The sequence below is a fragment of the Isoptericola sp. b408 genome, assembly GCF_030588085.1.
Lineage (GTDB): Bacteria > Actinomycetota > Actinomycetes > Actinomycetales > Cellulomonadaceae > Isoptericola > Isoptericola sediminis.
Genome location: NZ_JAUQYQ010000004.1, coordinates 268,202 through 286,611 on the forward strand (window position 1 = coordinate 268,202; position 18,410 = coordinate 286,611).

Annotated in this window: 12 protein-coding genes and 1 pseudogene; 10 read left to right on the plus strand and 3 right to left on the minus strand. The window is 64.4% G+C overall.

Going from position 1 to position 18,410, the window contains the following annotated elements; translation table 11 throughout:
• Positions 1–198 precede the first annotated feature (198 nt).
• Complete coding sequence (locus Q6347_RS12775) at positions 199–1,080, plus strand: helix-turn-helix domain-containing protein (protein ID WP_304607537.1); 882 nt, start codon at positions 199–201, stop codon at positions 1,078–1,080.
• Positions 1,061–1,873: a GSU2403 family nucleotidyltransferase fold protein gene (locus tag Q6347_RS12780; protein ID WP_304607538.1), complete on the plus strand. Its 813-nt coding sequence runs from the start codon at positions 1,061–1,063 to the stop codon at positions 1,871–1,873. The genes Q6347_RS12775 and Q6347_RS12780 overlap by 20 nt, the downstream gene beginning before the upstream one ends.
• Positions 1,874–1,876: 3 nt before the next feature.
• On the opposite strand, the gene Q6347_RS12785 is transcribed toward Q6347_RS12780, so the two are convergent.
• Complete coding sequence (locus tag Q6347_RS12785; protein ID WP_304607539.1) at positions 1,877–2,119, minus strand: DUF2530 domain-containing protein; 243 nt, start codon at positions 2,117–2,119, stop codon at positions 1,877–1,879.
• Positions 2,120–2,221: 102 nt separating this feature from the next.
• Here Q6347_RS12785 and Q6347_RS12790 point away from each other — a divergent pair, with 102 nt between their 5' ends.
• The 8 genes and pseudogenes from Q6347_RS12790 (at position 2,222) to Q6347_RS12825 (ending at position 14,325) form a co-directional block, all read left to right on the plus strand.
• The gene (locus Q6347_RS12790; RefSeq protein WP_304607540.1) at positions 2,222–3,676 is read left to right on the plus strand and encodes an NCS2 family permease; all 1,455 of its coding nucleotides are present in this window, start codon (positions 2,222–2,224) and stop codon (positions 3,674–3,676) included.
• Between the two features lie 239 nt (positions 3,677–3,915).
• Positions 3,916–5,664: a glycosyltransferase gene (locus Q6347_RS12795; RefSeq protein ID WP_304607541.1), complete on the plus strand. Its 1,749-nt coding sequence runs from the start codon at positions 3,916–3,918 to the stop codon at positions 5,662–5,664.
• An 8-nt stretch (positions 5,665–5,672) separates the two neighbouring features.
• Positions 5,673–6,917 carry a UDP-N-acetyl-D-mannosamine dehydrogenase gene (gene wecC / locus Q6347_RS12800; RefSeq protein ID WP_304607542.1) on the plus strand — a complete coding sequence of 415 codons (1,245 nt, stop codon included), beginning with the start codon at positions 5,673–5,675 and terminating at the stop codon, positions 6,915–6,917.
• Complete coding sequence (locus Q6347_RS12805; RefSeq protein ID WP_304607543.1) at positions 6,914–8,368, plus strand: hypothetical protein; 1,455 nt, start codon at positions 6,914–6,916, stop codon at positions 8,366–8,368. Before wecC ends, Q6347_RS12805 begins: the two co-directional genes overlap by 4 nt.
• 68 nt (positions 8,369–8,436) lie before the next feature.
• Positions 8,437–10,698 carry a glycosyltransferase gene (locus Q6347_RS12810; protein ID WP_304607544.1) on the plus strand — a complete coding sequence of 754 codons (2,262 nt, stop codon included), beginning with the start codon at positions 8,437–8,439 and terminating at the stop codon, positions 10,696–10,698.
• The gene (glf, locus tag Q6347_RS12815) at positions 10,688–11,872 is read left to right on the plus strand and encodes a UDP-galactopyranose mutase (protein WP_304607545.1); all 1,185 of its coding nucleotides are present in this window, start codon (positions 10,688–10,690) and stop codon (positions 11,870–11,872) included. Before Q6347_RS12810 ends, glf begins: the two co-directional genes overlap by 11 nt.
• Positions 11,873–11,876: 4 nt before the next feature.
• A complete protein-coding gene (locus Q6347_RS12820; protein WP_304607546.1) occupies positions 11,877–12,950 on the plus strand; it encodes a glycosyltransferase family 2 protein in 1,074 nt (357 codons plus the stop codon).
• A 129-nt stretch (positions 12,951–13,079) separates the two neighbouring features.
• A pseudogene (locus Q6347_RS12825) lies at positions 13,080–14,325 on the plus strand (IS256 family transposase).
• Positions 14,326–14,989: 664 nt separating this feature from the next.
• Here the strand turns inward: Q6347_RS12825 and Q6347_RS12830 are convergent.
• Positions 14,990–17,263 carry a DUF6270 domain-containing protein gene (locus Q6347_RS12830; RefSeq protein WP_304607547.1) on the minus strand — a complete coding sequence of 758 codons (2,274 nt, stop codon included), beginning with the start codon at positions 17,261–17,263 and terminating at the stop codon, positions 14,990–14,992.
• On the minus strand, positions 17,260–18,399 hold the full coding sequence (gene wecB, locus Q6347_RS12835; protein ID WP_304607548.1) for a non-hydrolyzing UDP-N-acetylglucosamine 2-epimerase: 1,140 nt from the start codon (positions 18,397–18,399) through the stop codon (positions 17,260–17,262). Before wecB ends, Q6347_RS12830 begins: the two co-directional genes overlap by 4 nt.
• Positions 18,400–18,410 lie beyond the last annotated feature (11 nt).

An 18,410-nucleotide genomic window follows, 5' to 3' on the forward strand; every position in this document is an offset into this window, starting at 1 on the left:
CGTGGACAAGAGGCACGGCGACCTGGCGGCGACGAGGTAGCCCGCCGTGCACAAGAACTCCTTCGCACTCGACTGCCGTCGAGGTGGGCGCTCACCGAGGCTCCGCTCAAGGGCCTCTCGGCCGACACCTCATGGGAGATTGAATCCCCTGATGGGCGCCGGGCCGGGATCGGTGTCGTCCTGAAACCTGCTCTCGGTGTGCGCGACCTGGTCGACGTCGCAAACCGCGCGACCAGGATCAGGGACCGCTACGACGCCGATGCGGTCGTGGTCGCGGCACGCTATGTCTCGACGCAGGTCGGCGAGGGGCTCGAACGTCAAGGCATCGGATATGTCGACGCGACGGGCAACATGCGTGTCAGTCTGACGCTGCCCGGCTTGTTCGTCGCTGACAAGGGGGCGACCGCCGACCCGTGGCGCGGCCCAGGGCGTCGGCGCGACACCCTCAAGGGAGAGCCGGCAGCACGAGTCGTCCGAACACTTGCTGATCGCGTCGGGCCGTGGCGCATCAGTCGGCTCATCAAGGAGTCGGGAGCGTCAACAGGGTCCGTCTATCGAGTCGTCGAACTCCTCGAGGCCGAGGGGCTCGTCCGGCGCACTTCGGATGGCGAGATCGCGGTCGAAGACTGGCCGAACATGCTTCGGCGCTGGGCCTCCGATTACCAGTTTCTCGAGACCAATGCGATCACGCGGTGGACTGCTCCGCGCGGAGTAGAAAGTGTGCTGCACAAGCTGAGTCAGGGTACAACGGGCGGCTACGCCGTGACGGGTTCCTTTGCTGCGTCTGCGTGGGAAAGCTATGCGCCGGCTCGTTCGTTGTGGATCTATGCAGAGAATCCCGATGGACTGGCAGGAAGCGTAGGTCTTCGGGAGTCGGAGACGGGTGTCAACGTGCTCGTCGCCAGACCCGCCTATCCGGTGGTCATGACTGCGGGTTCCCGAACACTGGACGGGGTGCGTTTGTCGTGTCCGACGCAGGTCGCCGTTGACCTCATGAACGGACCGGGTCGAGCGCCGTCAGAGGCAGAGGCACTCATGACGTGGTTGGAGAGGAACACAGATGAATGGCGAGTCCCCTGATCTCCTGGTCCGTTCAAGGTCGGCGTTGCTCGACGCCGCGGAGGCGTTGGGCACCCAGCGCGGATCTGTCATCGTCATCGGGGCTCAGGCGGTCTACCTGCACACAGGGTCTCTCCGCGTGGCACTGGCCGAGGCGACGAAGGACAGCGATGTCGTCCTCGACCCTCGGCTACTCCACGAGGACCCGCTGATCGAAGACGCCATGAAGGAAGCGGGGTTCGTGCCGACCGATCAGCCTGGCTCGTGGGTCACGTCGGACGGGGTACTTGTCGACCTCATGGTTCCCGAAGCGCTGGCCGGAAGCGGAGGTCGGCCGGGGGCACGGATTCCGCCCCACGGGAACCGGGCAGCCCGTCGGGCAGTCGGCCTCGAGGCAGCGCTCGTCGACAATCATCTGATGTCCGTGAGTGCGCTTGCGGCCGATGACCCGCGTGAGGTCACCTTGAAGGTGGCTGGTCCCGCGGCGCTGATGGTTGCGAAGATGCACAAGATCGCGGAGCGTCTCGGGGGCCCGCGGTCGAGCGACAAGGACGCCCACGACGTCTACCGACTCTTCCGTCAGTTCGAGACGGACGAGCTCACGGACCCGTTCACGCGACTCTTGGCGGACGACGTCAGTGCCGAGGTGACAGAACTGGCCCTGCAGCACGTGGGGAGTCTGCTGGCCACAGGGCCAGAAGCTGAGGCATCGGTGATGGCGGGACGGGCGGAAGCCGGTGTCGGCAACCCGGAGGAGGTGTCGGCCTCCGTGGCATTCCTCGCTGCCGATCTCATGGAGGCGCTGGGGCGCTGACGGTCAGTCGCCGCGGTGGCGGCGGGCCCAGGGCAGGCCGAGCAGCCCGAGCACGATGCCGGCCCCGCAGATGATCACGACGTCGACCGGGACCAGGTCGACCGCGGCGAGCACGCCGGTGACCACCAGGGCCACCACCCAGCACGCGATCCCGAGGAGCGTGACGCGAGACAGGTCGATCGCCGGCGGCCCGGGCGTGGGACGGCGGCGTTCCGGGTGGAGCAGCAGCGTCATGACGGAGGGCACGGTTCGATCGTACGTCGCGGGCCCGGAACGAGGTCGGCGTCACGCCCGAACTGTCCGGACCGTGTCCCGTCGACCGGCACGGCTCTGGCACGATGTGTGCCCATGGCGAACCAGACCAGCGCGCCCACCGAGGGTCTCAGCGCGATCGACCGCTTCTTCCAGATCACCCAGCGAGGGTCGAGCATGGGGGCCGAGGTCCGCGGCGGCCTGGTCACGTTCTTCGCGATGAGCTACATCGTGGTGCTGAACCCGCTGATCATCGGCACCGTGCCGGACGGCACGGGGCAGTTTCTCGGGGGTGGCGACGCGCCGAACCTCGGGATGGTCGCCGCGGCGACGGCGCTGATCGCCGGCATCGTGACGATCGCGATGGGCGTCTTCGCCAACTTCCCGATCGGCCTCGCCGCGGGTCTGGGCCTGAACGCCGTCGTCGCGTACTCGATCGCCGGCCTGCCGGAGATGACCTGGGCGGACGCCATGGGCCTGGTGGTCATCGAGGGCCTGATCATCCTCGTGCTGGTGCTGACCGGGTTCCGGGAGGCCGTGTTCAACGCGGTGCCCGTCGAGCTCAAGACGGCGATCAGCGTCGGCATCGGCCTGTTCATCTCGCTCATCGGTCTGGTCAACGCCGGGTTCGTCGTGCCGGGTGACGGCACCCCGGTGGCGCTCGGCAACCTCGCCACCTGGCCGATGCTGGTGTTCGTCGTCGGGCTCGTGCTGACGATCGTGCTGTGGGTCCGCCGGATCCGCGGAGCCCTGCTCATCGCGATCCTCACGGCGACGGCGCTGGCCGTGGTGCTCGAGAACACGCTGAGCATCGGCGCCAAGGCACCCGACGGCTCGAACCCGACGGGCTTCAACCTCAACGCCCCGGCCTTCTCCGGCGTCGTCGAGGTGCCGGACTTCGGGCTGCTGGGCCAGTTCTCGCTGCTGGGGTCGTTCGACAAGATCGCGGCGGTGTCGGTCGCGCTGCTGGTCTTCTCCCTGCTGCTGGCGGACTTCTTCGACACGATGGGCACGATGGTCGCCGTCGGTGCCGAGGCGAAGCTGCTCGACGAGAAGGGCAACCCGCCGCAGGCCCGCGCGATCCTGGTGGTCGACTCGTTCGGCGCGATCGCCGGTGGTGCGGGCTCGGTGTCCTCGAACACCGCCTACGTGGAGTCGACGACCGGTGTCGGCGAGGGCGCCAAGACCGGGTTCGCCTCGGTGGTCACGGGCGCCGCGTTCCTGCTGGCGACGTTCCTGTCCCCGCTGGTGGCACTCGTGCCTTACGAGGCGGCCGCGCCGGCGCTGGTGCTGGTCGGGTTCCTCATGATGGCGCAGGTGGCGGGCATCAACTGGCGGAACATGGAGATCGCCATCCCGGCGTTCCTGACGATGATCATCATGCCGTTCACGTACTCGATCGCGGACGGCATCGGGGCCGGGTTCATCGCCTTCGTGGTCATCAAGCTGGCGCTGGGCAAGGTGCGGAGAATTCACCCGCTCATGTGGGTGTCCTCGCTGCTCTTCGTCGTGTACTTCCTGCTGGAGCCGATCCAGGACGCTCTGTCCTGACTCGGTTGTGACCTCCTTGTGACCGGGGGTGTACAGAAGCGTTCCCACGGCAGATAACATGTGCCCCGGCTGACGATCCGAGGGCTGAGAGCGGGAGAACGATGCGGGCACGACGGGCGGGGTGGTGGACGACCGCCCGGAAAGCTGCCTGGCACCTGCGGCACGGCGGACCGCAGCAGGTCCGGATGTTCCTGCGCCGCCGGCGCATCCTCGGTGACCACACTCCGCGCGGTGCCCGGATGACCAAGAAAGGCCTCGTCCACGAGCCGTGGACGACGGTGGAGCGTCCGTCCGCCCGCCCCCTGCGTGTGGGTGTGGTCCTGGACGACTTCTCGCGGCTCGCCTTCGGGGACGAGTGGGACCAGGTGCTGCTCAAGCCGTCCACGTGGACCGAACAGCTCGACGGCCTGGACCTGGTGTTCGTCGAGTCGGCCTGGGCCGGCAACGGGGGCGCCTGGACGTACCACCTCACCGGGCCGACGGCGCCGCGCCCGGCCGTGACCGAGATGCTCGCGGCGTGCCGCGAGCGAGGCATCCCCACGGTCTTCTGGAACAAGGAGGACCCGGCGCACTTCGAGGACTTCCTCGACACCGCGCGGCTCTTCGACCGGGTGTACACGACGGACGTGAACCGCCTGCCCGCCTACCGCGAGGCGCTGGGGCACGACCGCGTGGGCGTCCTGGCGTTCGGTGCCCAGCCGGCGATCCACAACCCGATCCGCACCCACGGCGCCGGACCGGAACGGGACGTCGCGTTCGCAGGGACGTGGTTCGCGCACAAGTACCCGGAGCGGCGCGATCAGATGCACCTGCTGCTCGGCGGTGCGCTGGACGCGTCGCCCACGATGGACCTCGGTCTGGAGATCTACTCCCGGTTCGCGGGCAAGGACGACCGGTACGAGTTCCCCGAGCCGTACGCCTCCCGGGTGGTGGGATCGCTTCCTTACGAGCAGATGCTGACGGCGTACCGGGACCACAAGGTGTTCCTCAACGTGAACTCCGTGGTCGACTCGCCGAGCATGTGCGCGCGGCGGATCTTCGAGATCACCGCGTGCGGCACGCCGGTCGTCACCACGCCGAGTGCTGCCACGGGGGAGTTCTTCCCCGGCGACGAGGTCTTCGACGTCGCGACGCGGGACGAGGCCGCCGCGACCGTGCGCGCCCTGGTCCGCTCGCCCGAGCTGCGGGACCGTGCGGTGCACCGGGGGCAGCGGCGCATCTGGCGTGAGCACACCTACGGTGCGCGGGTGCAGCGGGTGCTCCACGATGCCGGTCTGGCGGACTCCGCCGTCGTGCCCCGGCCGCGGGTGACGGCCCTGGTGTCGACGAACCGGCCGCACCAGCTCGACCACGTACTGCGCTCGGTCGGGTCGCAGGAGGACGTGGACGTCCAGCTCGCCCTGCTCACGCACGGTTTCACCGAGGACGAGGACGCGCTGCGGCTCCGCGCCACGGAGGCCGGGGTCGAGGACCTGGTGCTCCTGCAGGCCGACCAGGACGTGCCGTTGGGCGCCTGCCTCAACCGGCTGGTCGACGTCGCCGACGGCGACGTCGTCGCCAAGATGGATGACGACGACCTGTACGGTCCGCAGTACCTCAGCGACCAGCTCTACGCCCTCGACTACGCGGCGGCCGACGTGGTCGGTAAGCAGGCGCACTACATGTACCTGGAGTCCCAGGACGCGACGCTGCTGCGGTTCGCGGACCGGGAGCACCGGTACACGGACTTCGTCATGGGGCCGACGATCGTGGCGCGCCGTGACCTGGCGGCGCGCGCTCGCTTCGCCGAGACCTCGACGGGCGAGGACACCGGGTTCCTGCGGGCTGTCGCGGACGCCGGGGTGCGGATCTACTCCGCCGACCGCTACAACTTCGTCCAGATGCGGTCCGGGGTGGGCCGCCACACCTGGACGGTGACCGACGCCGAGCTGCTCGCGGGCGGCACGGTGACCACCTACGGACGTGCCGAGCGGCACGTCCTCGTCTGAGGGTGCACATGGAGATCAACACCGTCGGCGTGATCGGGCTGGGCTATATCGGGCTCCCGACCGCCGCCATCCTGGCCTCGAAGGACGTGAAGGTGACTGGCGTGGACGTCCGTCCGTCCACCGTCGAAGCCGTCAACCGCGGCGACGTGCCGTTCGTCGAGCCGGACCTCGCGACCTATGTCAGCGGTGCCGTGCAACAGGGCACCCTGCGCGCGACGACGACGCCTGAACCGGCCGATGCCTTCATCCTGGCCGTTCCGACACCGTTCGCCGACGACCACGAGCCGGACCTCTCCTACATCGAGGCAGCGATGAGAGCGGTCGCTCCGGTGCTGCGGGGTGGTGAGCTGGTGATCCTCGAGTCCACGTCTCCGCCCGAGGCCACCCGCAAGATGGCGCAGTGGCTCCTCGACGAGCGGCCGGACCTGTCGTTGGACGGTGCGGACGGCCGGCCTGTCGTCCACGTGGCGCACTGCCCGGAGCGCGTGCTGCCGGGCCGCGTGATGATCGAGCTTGTCACCAACGACCGCGTCGTCGGCGGGCTGACGCCCGAGGCCGCAGAGCACGCCAAGGCTCTGTACGAGGTGTTCTGCCAGGGCGAGATCCTGACGACGGACGCGACGACCGCCGAGATGGTCAAGCTCGCCGAGAACTCGTTCCGTGACGTCAACATCGCCTTCGCGAACGAGCTCTCGCTCATCGCCGACAAGGTCGGGGTCGACGTCTGGGAGCTCATCCAGCTCGCCAACCGGCACCCGCGGGTGAACATCCTGCAGCCGGGGCCGGGTGTGGGCGGACACTGCATCGCCGTGGACCCGTGGTTCCTCGTGGACGCCGCGCCGGACCAGGCACGTCTCATCCGGTCTGCGCGTGAGGTCAACGACAGCAAGCCCGAGTGGGTCGTCCAGAAGGTGCTCGACGCCGTCGAGGGCATCGAGAACCCCACGATCGCCGCGCTGGGACTCAGCTTCAAGAAGGACATCGACGACCTGCGGGAATCGCCGGCGGTCGAGATCGTGGCCAAGATCGCCGATCACTGCCCCAGTGGTGCGGTGCTTGCCGTGGAGCCGCACATCGACGCGTTGCCGCCAGTGCTGGCGAACCGACGCAACGTCACGTTGCGCACCATCGACGCCGCCCTCGGGGAGGCTGATGTCACCGTGGCGCTCGTCGATCACAGCTCCTTCCGCTCCGGCCTCGCCAACGTTGCCGTTGGGCACAGCGTCATCGACACCCGGGGCATCCTCGGATGAATCGCTTCGTGACGGCCGCGCGATCGCGGCGAGGGATCTTCGCGCTAGCGGCGGTCGGCATGGCGGTAGTTTCCGGGGTTCTGGCGGCCGCCGCCGTGGCGAGCCCCCGCCCCTGGCTGGTCTTCGCCGCCGTCGTGGGGTTCATCGTGGCCACGGGACTGAGCACGGCGGTCGTGGGCACCTGGCTCATCGCGCGATCCGAGCGACGTATCACCCGGCGGATCGACCGCGTCGAGTCCAGCGTCGAGGGAAGCCGTGCCAAGGCCTCCCGTCACGAGTACCACCAGGAGCAGTCTCTGGAGCGACTCGAGAGGAAGACGCGTGAGGTAGCGGCGACGACGGCAGGACTCGCATGGTTCGCGCCGCGTTCGGAACCTGACAAGACCCAGTCGTCAACGGCGCCTCACGTGCTGTTCGTGACGAGCAACGGCGGCGGGATGGGCCACATCGCGCGCTGCTCTGCGGTCCTCCGACACTCGGGCGAACAGCTCACCGGGCGGATCCTCACACTGTCGACTGCCGGGCGAACGGTTCGGGACGCGGGATTCGATGTCGACAGCTTTCCCAGCCCCACCGCCTCAGGCGAATCACTACCTCGTTGGCGTCGGCAGTTCATGCGCAGGCTTCTGCACGAACTGTCGGAACGCCCGGCCGACGTGGTCGTGTTCGACGGGACCTGGGTCTTCCCGGTGCTCACCGACGTCGCCGAGTACGTAGATGTGCCGCTCGTGTGGCTGCGCCGTGGGCTCTGGCGTCAGGATGCCGATCTGACGCAGGTCGAAGAGTGGCGGGAGCACGTCGACGCGGTGGTCGTTCCGGGTGATCTGGCAGAGACCCGGGAGACGGCACTGGCCCCCTTCCGTGACGCGACCTGGACCGACCCGGTTTCTCTGGCGCCGGGCGAGCGGACCTCGCGCGACTCCGCCTTGACCGCCCTGGGTCTGGAGCCCTCCAAGAAGTACGCGCTGGTACAGCTCTCCGGAGGGAACAGCGATGGATCGGCGACCACGTCCGCGGTCGAGGCGATCAAGGCGGCCGGCGACGTGGTACCCGTCGTGGTCCGGTCACCCCTGCTGAGCCCATCCGTCGCCACTGAAGCAGTGAGCATCGAGAGTCGGTTCCCTCTGGTCGATCTCTCGGCGGCCTGGGAATTCACTGTCACACAGGCGGGGTACAACTCGGTGCACGAGAACCTGCACACAGCGACCCCCGGAATCTATCTGCCGAGTGCATCGACTTTGATGGACGATCAGCACCGACGCGCACGCGGCGTCGCCCAGGCTGGCCTCGGCCTGATTGCCGATGGAGAGAACGACCTCGGCCGCGTTGTCGCGGACCTGGCAGATCGCAGCCGTGCCGACGACATTCGCGGAGCGATCCGCGAACGAAACCTCCCTCAGGGAGCCCCTGCTGCGGCGCGTGCGATTGCCAACGTGCTCGCCGCTCGCTGAACGGCGACCCACCCAGTACTCCCGAACGAAACACCCCTTTGGACCGCGAAGTTAGGAACTTGAACCTGATGACCGACCGCACGAACTCTCACGTCGCGCACGATCACGATGCCGGTCGGCCGCGCGTCTCGGTGCTGGTTCCCACGTTCAACGTGGAGCCGTACCTCGAAGCCGCGCTCGACAGTCTGATCAACCAGACGATGGAAGACCTCGAGATCGTCTGTGTCGATGACGGCTCCACCGACTCGAGCCCGGAGATCCTCGCCAGGTACGCAGAGGCCCACAGCGACCGTCTGAAGGTCGTCACCCAGTCGAATGCTGGATACGGCGTGGCGATGAATGTCGCACTGCGGCACGCGACAGGTGAGTACATCGGCATCCTCGAACCGGATGACGTCGTCCGCCCCGGGATGTTCGAAACGCTCTGGCAGGCCGGGCACGACCACGACCTCGACATCGTCAAGGCGGACTACCTGCGGTTCCGGGGCAGGGGGGAGTCCCGCACCGAGGTGATCGTGCCGTGCGCGAACAACTCTTCTGCGTACGGGGAGGTCATCGACCCCTCCGAGCGGCTCGCCATCTTCCGGTACCCGATGAACACCTGGTGCGGGGTGTACCGCCGCCAGTTCCTGATCGACAACGACATCTGGCACCACGAGACTCCCGGAGCCTCTTACCAGGACAACGGCTTCTTCTTCCAGACCATGTGCCAGGCGCGACGCGTCATGTACATCAACGAGGTCTTCTACGAGAACCGCCGTGACAACCCGAACTCGTCGGTGAAGTCCACTGGCAAGGCGGACGTTGCCCTCCAGGAGTACGACTGGATCCGGGAGTGGCTCCTGGAGCACCCCTCGCTCGCTGAGAAGTTCACCGGGGTGTACGGCCTGAAGCGCTGGCACAACATCGACTTCACGATGAAGAGGCTTGCCCCTGGTATCCGGCGCGAGTTCTGCCGGATGGTGTCCGACGTGCTGAAGAAGGACGCCGAGCGCGGAGTCCTGGTGCAGTCGGCCTTCGGAGTCGGCGAGTGGAACCGTGTGCAGTGGATCATGCGGGACCCCGACGAGTACTACTACCAGCACGAAGCTGCGCGCGTGAAGGTCTCCGTCGTCATGCCGGTCTACAACGGCATGCCGCACCTGGAGGAGTGCCTGGCGTCGTTGCGAGACCAGTCGCTCCGCGACTTCGAGGTGATTCTGGTCGACGACGGATCGACCGATGGTTCGTACGAGGTCCTTCGGGACTTCGCTGAGTCCGATGCCTACGATCGCGTGATCCTCCTCAGCCAGGAGCATCAAGGTGCCGGGGCCGCGCGCAACCTCGGCCTCGAGCAGGCACAGGGCGAGTACGTGGCGTTCCTGGACGCAGACGACGTGTTCGACAAGGGGATGCTCGGCCGCGCGTATGGCAAGGCCAAGGCCGACCGCGCCAACATCTGCGTCTTCAGGTCCCGCAACCTGGACTCGATGACCGGCAAGACCAGCCCGATCAAGCATGCCGTCAAGATCGACAAGCTGCCGAAGGCTCGCCCCTTCGCCGGCATGCACATCAACGACAACCCGTTCTTCAACTTCGTCGGATGGCCGTGGGACAAGCTGTTCCTGCGTACATACCTGCTGAACACCGGGCTGCGGTTCCAGCCACTGACGTCGACGAACGACGCGTACTTCGTGTACTCGGCCCTTCTCCTCTGTGACCGGATCACGATTCTGGATGAGGAACTGATCTCGCACCGCAGGAACGTGGCGACATCGATCTCCAACTCGACGTCCAAGTCTCCCGACAATGCCTACCGGGCGCTGCTCGCCATCCGAGACCAGCTGGAACTGAGCGGAATCTATCCTCAGCTGCAGCGCAAGTTCGTCAACTACGCTCTGCACCTGCTCCTGTGGCATCTCAACAACCTGCCAGAGGAAGCGCGTGAGGACTTCTACTCCACTCTGCAGTCGGAGTGGTTCCCCGAGCTCGGCGTCTCTGACAAGCCGCTGGACTTCTTCACCCAGCCGAAGGAGCGGGCGACCCTGGGCATGATGCGGTACTCGCAGGAGCACGGTAGCGGCTCGTACTGGGACATCGCCTTCTTGCAGACCGGCCCCGGCCGAGCAGCCCAGGCCGAACGCGACCGGTCGGCGTGGGACGACGCGAACACGGAGTCCGAGGCTGCCGAGACCATCCGGCGGCTGGAGCGTGTCGTCGCTCAGCGCGACGCGAAGATCGAACAGATCCGCAACTCCGAGTCATGGCGCGTCGGCCATGCGATCGTCGCTGCTCCGCGGTCGATCCTGAACATCTTCGGACGCCAGGGAGGGCAGTCGAATGGACGTTGATCTCGTCGTCGTAGGTTCGGGCTTCTATGGGCTCACGGTGGCCGAGAGGGTCGCCAAGCAGCATGGTCGGAAGGTGCTCGTCATCGACCGTCGTCCCCACATCGGGGGCAACGCATACAGCGAGAACGAGAAGACGACCGGCATCGAGGTCCATCGGTATGGTGCTCACTTGTTCCACACCTCGAACGAGCGTGTGTGGTCGTATGTCAACGAGTTCACCGCCTTCACGGACTATGTGCACCGTGTGTACACCACGCACAAGGGCGAGGTGTTCCCGATGCCGATCAATCTCGGCACGATCAACCAGTTCTTCCGTTCGGCCTACGGCCCGGATGAGGCACGGGCGCTGATCCGCCAGCAGGCAGCCGAGCTCGGGGACAAGCAGCCTGCGAACCTCGACGAGCAGGGTGTCTCTCTGATTGGCCGGCCGCTCTATGAAGCGTTCATTCGCAACTACACGGCGAAGCAGTGGCAGACGGACCCGACCGAGCTCCCGGCGTCGATCATCTCCCGGCTGCCGGTGCGGTACACGTACGACAACCGGTACTTCAACGACAAGTACGAGGGCTTGCCCGTCGACGGGTACACCGCTTGGCTCGAGCGGATGGCCGATCACCCCAACATCGAGGTCCAGTTGAACGTGGACTTCTTCGATGCCTCGCAGCCGGTGAACAAGGGCAACGTCGTTGGCAACGTTCCCGTGGTCTACACCGGACCAGTGGACCGGTACTTCGACTACGCCGAGGGTGAGTTGTCCTGGAGAACGCTCGACTTCGAGGAGGACGTCCTTCCGACTGGGGACTTCCAGGGCACCTCGGTGATGAATTACGCAGACATGGACGTGCCATATACGCGCATTCATGAGTTCCGACACTTCCACCCTGAACGTGACTATCCGGATGACCAGACCGTTATCATGCGAGAGTACTCACGCTTCGCGGAACGCGGGGACGAGCCGTATTATCCGATCAACACCGCCGAGGACCGGAAACGCCTGCTCAAGTACAGGTCTCTGGCGGGCTCTGAGCGCGATGTGACTTTTGGTGGAAGGCTGGGTACCTACAAGTACCTGGATATGCATATGGCGATTGGAGCTGCGCTATCAACGGTCGATAATGAGATCGCACCAATTTTCGGTCGGGTTGGCTCGACATCGATCGTTGGCGGGGAGTGAAGTGTTGGGGACTAAAGACGATGAAGTCTCGTCCACAGGCATTGTTGATCCGAACGGTGCAGGCGTTGGGCTCACCATCGGAATTACGACCTATGAGCGCCCAGAAGGGCTTGCCCGAGCTTTGGAGTCGATCTTTTCTCAGAGACTAGATGGCGATCACCGTGTCGAGGTGATCGTCGTTGATGATGGATCGAAATCCGAGAAGTTCCACGACTACTGGGATTTGCTATCGAACCGAGAGGTCGATTGCAGATTCAGTCTGATCATGTTGCGCAACCCTGTACAAAGTGGCGGGCCGTCTGCTGGACGAAATCTTGTCATTGATAAAGCGACATCTGACTACATTCTCTTCATGGACGACGACGATCGCCTTGCAGAGGATTCACTGGGGCCTCTCTGTGATTACTTGCTTCAGAGTGACGCTCAGCGAATTTCGCTCCGTTACCGGCGAGGGTCGCGTTCTTCATACTTGCGCCCCGACGTTCGTCACGAGCGGCTCGACATCGTTGAGTCGCTTTGGACGATGCTACCTGGTTCTGTGTATCGAACCGCTGATGTCCGACATAGCGGCAGTCGGTTCCCAGAAGGGGTTCACTACGGCGAAGACAGCGAGTTCGTTCTTCATTTCTCGACGCGTTCGGAAAACTTTGCTGCACTATGTGATCGAGACTACATCATCATGGGCGACCCGCTACCTGGCGAATCGGGCCACCTTTCGCAGGGTCGCGGCTCTTGGGAGGACTTCCTAAGGAATCTCCTAGCGCACATCGGCAGGTTTAGCAGGATCATTGAAGCGTCGAGCCTTCCGCTGTACGTGCGGGACCAGTTGGCTATCAAGGCACTGGTGCATCGACCGGTCTTGTCATATCAGATCATCAGGCGTATTAGTGATCACGGCGACGACGACTTCGCGACAGAACTCTTGACTGAGTATTCCATGGTGATCAAGCAGAGGCTGCCGCGCGGCATCATACTGCGAGAGTCGGAGAAGTTGGGAATTAGGCCCGAGATGACTTGCGTGCTCGACGTTGACCTGAAGAATCTACGGAAAATTCGACAGGAGAAGGGGGATCAATAGCCTCCCCTGAGTTGAGTCCCCGACAGTGGTGTAGCGCGGTCGCCGGGATCATCGTCGACGAGACGTAGTGCGGCCACCGCGTGATCCTTCGAGTGAACCCTTCACAGCACCCTCGAACGGAGCATCACGATGACCGCAGCTCACACTGTCGACCCTGCCGGCCTGGTTGGCGAGGCCTTCGCGGAGGCGTCCCCGGACCTGATGCGCAACCTGCTGTAGACGGTGATCAACGCCCTGCTGTCCGCGGACGCCGATGCGGTCGTGGGCGCGGAGTGGGGCCAACGGTCCGCGTCCCGGACGGCGCAGCGCAGCGGCTACCGGCACCGCGACCTGGACACTCGGGCCGGCACGACCGCCGTCGCGGTCCCGAAGCTGCGCTCGGGGACCTACTTCCCCGAGTGGCTGCTCGAGCGCAGGAAGCGGGCCGAATCGGCGCTGATCACGGTGGTGGCGGACTGCTACCTCGCCGGGGTCTCGACCCGGCGGATGGACAAGTTTGTCAAGACCTCGGCATCAACCGCCTCTCGAAGTCGCAGGTGAGCAGGATGGCCACCGACCTGGACGAACAGGTCGAAGCGTTCCGCCACCGTCCCCTGGACGAGACAGGCCCGTTCACATTAGTGACCGCCGACGCCCTGACGATGAAGGTCCGCGAAGCGGGCCGCGTCATCAACGCCGTCGTCCTCGTGGCGATCGGGGTCAACGGTGACGGGCACCGGGAGGTCCTGGGCATGCGGGTCGCCACGAGTGAGACCGGGCCCGCGTGGGACGAGCTCTTCGCCGATCTGGTCGCCCGCGCCCTCGCCGGAGTCAAGCTCGTCACCAGCAATGCGCACGCCGACCTCGTCGAGGCCGTGGCCGCGAACCTGCCCGGCGCGGTCTGGCAGCGATCCGCACGCACTACGCGGCCAACCGGATGAGCATCTGCCCCAAGAGTATGTGGCCCGCCGTGAAGGCGATGCTGCACTCGGTCTACGACCAGCCCGACGCCACCGCGGTGAACGCCCAGTTCGACCGGCTGCTCGACTACGTCGGCGACAAGCTGCCCGAGGTCGCCGAGCATCTGGACGCCGCTCGCGCCGACATCCTCGCGATCACCGGCTGCCCGAAGGACGTGTGGTCCCAGATCTGGTCGAACAACCCGACCGAACGACTCAACCGCGAGACCCGCCGCCGCACCGACTCGGTCGGCATCTTCCCGGACCGCGACGAGATCGTCCGTCTCGTGGGAGCCGTGCGGGCCGAACAGACCGACGAGGGGGCCGAAGGACGCCGCTATCTCGGCCTCGAAGTCCTGGCCCGATGCCGCCTGAGCCCGGTCACGAACACCTCGACGGAGGTGAACACCGACCGGATGCTCGAACTCAGCGCCTAACCCAAGAAGGATCACCGAGCGCTATACCACGCCCAGGGGCTTGACCCTCCCCTGAGCGATGCCCGGAATGTAAAACATCGATCGTCGGGGTATCGTAGCCGACTTCGATGCGAGGGTTCCGATGTCCCGCTGCACAGACCGAGTGGCGTTCACTCGATACCCGTAGTGATACCGCCCTGGAGACAGTCGATGGGCCGATTTGGCGCCGCTCAATTCAGCCATTGCTGCATCGGGCGTTGAGACAAATCCTCTGCTGACCGCAAACCAAGTCGGAGGACGGGTCCTAATAGACGGGCCCTCACGCGGCAGTTCAGGGCACGTCAGCCTGATTGGCCCTTCTACGCGAGTCGGGGAACGTACTTGGCGGAGCCGCGATTCCGTCAAGTACGTCCCCGACCACGAGAGAAGCTCGGGACAAGACAGGACCTGTCGGGCGATCCGATGAAGTTCTGAACTCGGAGCCCTCAATCTACCTTCTGTCTAGCGCGCGACTCTGGACATCATGCAAAGACAAAGACACTGAGCGCGCATGACCGGCCTGCGCGCCACCAGAATAGATCGACGTGTCCATTGCACATCAGCATGAGACGCGCTCTCGAAATCGACTCGCGATTGACTGCGGCCAGGCATTTTCTCAATGTTGAGGCGAACTTCCTAGTGCAAACTACTGGATGGGAGCCAACTGATAGTCCAGCATATGGTCTAGGGCGGCAGCGCGATCAAGTGAACTGATATTGGCCCCATAGTCTCGGACCAGGTGTGCCATCGTGGATCGGTCCGGGAAATTTGCGTGGCCCTCTCCCCAGTTCCGGGTGTACACAGTGAGTCCCCGCGAACGATCCACATACGCGCGGTCTTCGTGAATGTGCCACTGGCCGTTGATCATTAAGGGCTCGAGATGAGCCTGGACGTGCCAATCGCTTGCGTTCTGTGCGATCAGGAAATCGTCCTTGGACCAGGAACCATTCGTGATGTCGTGTGCCAAGCCCAGATCGTTGAGGATCTGTTCTGCCTCTTCCGCGGTCTCGGCCTTCGTGGGGCGACCAGTAGCGGCGCTGAGGTAATCGTTCACGTGGCCGAGTGCGTATCGCGACACAGACGTTTGCGGGTTCAGTACTATCCCAGATACGCCCCTTCGCATGTACTGCGCGATGTTGAGGCAGGCGAAGCCTCCGCCTGATCCGCCCATCAGGAGAATCTCGACGCCAAACCGTTCTGAAATGACGTCCATGAGTTCTGCGATTTCTTGGGGCACGGTGTTCCGATACTTGTGGCCCAAGTACCAGCCAATCGAAACGTCTGATCCAAGCGCGAGCGAGGGGTCAGATATGCTGACAGTTGGAAGTCCCGTTAGACGCGCAGTCTCTCGGCCGGAGAAGAACGGGCCCTTGAGTTGTCTTCGCTGTCCCACTAGACCGCCGAGAACGACGAGCAGGGTTCTGCCAGCACGCTCGTCGTGCAGTGCCTCTGCGTTCGATACTAGTAGATCGATAGGGGCTGACTGATCTCCAAGCCGATATAGGCCGTCTTGGTCGATGCTAAGCGGTCCAAGATCGCCGCTGCTCCCTCCGAAGCACTTGCCAAACTGGGAGTAGTCATAATCAGCTTCCCTAGCCAAGGTCGGGATACCGTTGGGTAGGACAATCTCCCGCGACGCGACCGTTGAGCCTTGTTCGGGGTCGTCCTCGAGATCCTCTCTTGCAGACTCAATACTCGAGGCGATGCGCTTGATGAAACCATCGTCAACGATCTTGTGGGGGATCTGTTCTCGGAGGAGTGAGACGCGGTGCCTGTCGGTGATTGCACGGTTGATTGGCGTCTGCCGCACCCGAAGCCTTTCGGTGAAACTGTCGAATGCCTCCTTGTCGCGCGGGAAGAACTGAACCTCGATCTCGTCCTCATCTGAGACGAGATCGAATGCGTAGATTACGCCGTCATGCTTAAACTCATGGACGGACGCGGGCCCGCCCTGCCAGATCCAGTGGCGATGCCACTGCCCAGGAAGCAGTCGGTGCAGACCTAGATTGACGGCCTTTAGCTGATTAGCTGCCAGTGCTGATGATTCTGGATCGATCGAAGTCTCTGGCGAGGATTGCCGAATGTTGAGACTGTCGGGAGTGGACTTCGTTTCGACGCCCGTCGCTTTCTCAACTTGCTCAGCATTGCCTGAAAGGCTTTCGTGCTCGAAATTTTCTGAGGGGCCCTGGGGGTCGAACCCGATGAGCTGTGTGGTAGCTTCTCGGTAGACGGAGTCAGAGTAGTGGAAAGGCGCCTCGCCCCATGGGTGACTATTTGACGAGGATACTTGAGAAATGGGGACTCGAATTAGTTTTGCTGCGAGCGCGTCGGCAGCGAAGGCAGCGTACTGCGGGAAGATCTGGTTCGCTTCGTGCGCGGTGACTCCGAAGCTCGCGGTGCTTGGCTGACCATCATCGGTGTATTCGGCCCATGGAATGTCTAGAAGAGCGACGCCTGCCTTCGGGGCTGCTTCGAGTAGCATGTTGCCGACAGACTGGATTGCTGCAGACCAGTACTCAAAGTGCTTTTCGGTTCCGAATGGGATGTGAATCGATCCTGCCGGCAGGGAATGCTCGGCCCCGGACTGTATAAGTTCTATCGAGCGTGTGACAACGGATCCGTCCGGCAGTACATAGATGCCTAGGCGCTCGTCAATAAGGTCGACGACAAACAGATCAATGTGACTGCCCCATTTGTTCATCTGTGAGCGCAGGTCTGATTGGAAATCTCCGCGCACCATGCGACTCTGAAAATCAGACTCTAAGTCGGGCGGCAGGATTATATCCACAGGCTTGGCGTATGCGCTGATGGCGGACTGTCGCGCGACATAATGCAGTAGTTGGAAGTGTTCTGCTGGGAAGCGTTCGAAGGTGTCGCGCGAGACGCACGATCCGTAGATAAACACGTTGGTCTTACTCATACCTTGCCTTCTGTCCACTGATCTGCTCGCGGGCCGATCCCCAGGAGATGTGCGATCGCCATGACCGCGCGCCTCGCGCCGCCGCCGTCGCCGTAGGGGTTGATGACGTTGGCCATGGCTTCGTACTGCTCGCGGGAGTCTAGAAGACCGCTCACCGCATCCACCAAGTGGTCCTCGTCCGTCCCGACCAGGCGCACAGTACCTGCGTCGACGGCCTCGGGCCGCTCGGTGTTGTCGCGCATGACGAGCACAGGTATTCCGAGGCTCGGCGCCTCTTCCTGGATGCCTCCCGAATCGGTGACGATGATGTCCGCTGCGTTGAGCAGCCGGGTGAACTGCCCGTACGGCAGGGGCTCCGTCACGGTGATGTTCTTGGCCCCGGCCAAGTGAGGTAGCACCGCTTCGCGGACGACAGGATTACGGTGGGCGGGGAGGATCACTTCGGCGTCGGGGTACGTGTCCGCCACGCGGCGCAGCGCGCGGCCGACCCCATGCATGGCCGACCCCCAGTTCTCCCTGCGGTGCGTCGTGACGAGCACGATACGGCGGCCGGATCGGGCGATGTGGACGAGGGCCGGGTCGTCGAAGTCGGGAGCCTGATGAACCGTAGCCAGCAAGGCGTCGATGACTGTATTGCCCGTGACCACGACCGTATCGGGAACGACGCCTTCTGCAAGAAGGTTGTCCCGGCTCTTCGTAGTTGGTGCCAGATGCAGTGCCGCGATCTGAGTCGTCAGTTTGCGATTCGCCTCTTCGGGGAACGGGGAGCTGATGTCACCGCTGCGGAGGCCCGCTTCCAGGTGGACGACGGGGATCCCGCGGTAGAACGCTGCGAGTGCCGCGGCAGTCGACGTCGATGTGTCGCCCTGGACGAGAACCGCCGACGGGCTCTCCATCTCCAGGACCTTGTCCACCCCTTCGAGGACGCGGCTGAAGATCTGCGCCAGCGATTGTCGGTGGCTCATGATGTTCAGGTCATGATCAGGCGTGATCCCGAAGACCATGTTCACCTGGTCCAACATCTCGCGGTGCTGGCCGGTGACGACGGTGACGGAGTCGAGAGTCTCGCTTGCCTCCAGGGCCCGGACCACTGGGGCGACCTTGATCGCCTCGGGTCGTGTGCCGTAGACGGTCATGATGCGTGGCC

What these genes read in the sequence shown, in the direction of transcription:
- Q6347_RS12780 (WP_304607538.1), top strand. Translation starts at nt 1,061, where the DNA reads ATGAATGGCGAGTCCCCTGATCTCCTGGTCCGTTCAAGGTCGGCGTTG.
- Q6347_RS12790 (WP_304607540.1), top strand. Translation starts at nt 2,222, where the DNA reads ATGGCGAACCAGACCAGCGCGCCCACCGAGGGTCTCAGCGCGATCGAC.
- Q6347_RS12795 (WP_304607541.1), top strand. Translation starts at nt 3,916, where the DNA reads ATGACCAAGAAAGGCCTCGTCCACGAGCCGTGGACGACGGTGGAGCGT.
- wecC (WP_304607542.1), top strand. Translation starts at nt 5,673, where the DNA reads ATGGAGATCAACACCGTCGGCGTGATCGGGCTGGGCTATATCGGGCTC.
- Q6347_RS12805 (WP_304607543.1), top strand. Translation starts at nt 6,914, where the DNA reads ATGAATCGCTTCGTGACGGCCGCGCGATCGCGGCGAGGGATCTTCGCG.
- Q6347_RS12810 (WP_304607544.1), top strand. Translation starts at nt 8,437, where the DNA reads ATGACCGACCGCACGAACTCTCACGTCGCGCACGATCACGATGCCGGT.
- glf (WP_304607545.1), top strand. Translation starts at nt 10,688, where the DNA reads ATGGACGTTGATCTCGTCGTCGTAGGTTCGGGCTTCTATGGGCTCACG.
- Q6347_RS12830 (WP_304607547.1), bottom strand. Translation starts at nt 17,263, where the DNA reads ATGAGTAAGACCAACGTGTTTATCTACGGATCGTGCGTCTCGCGCGAC.
- wecB (WP_304607548.1), bottom strand. Translation starts at nt 18,399, where the DNA reads ATGACCGTCTACGGCACACGACCCGAGGCGATCAAGGTCGCCCCAGTG.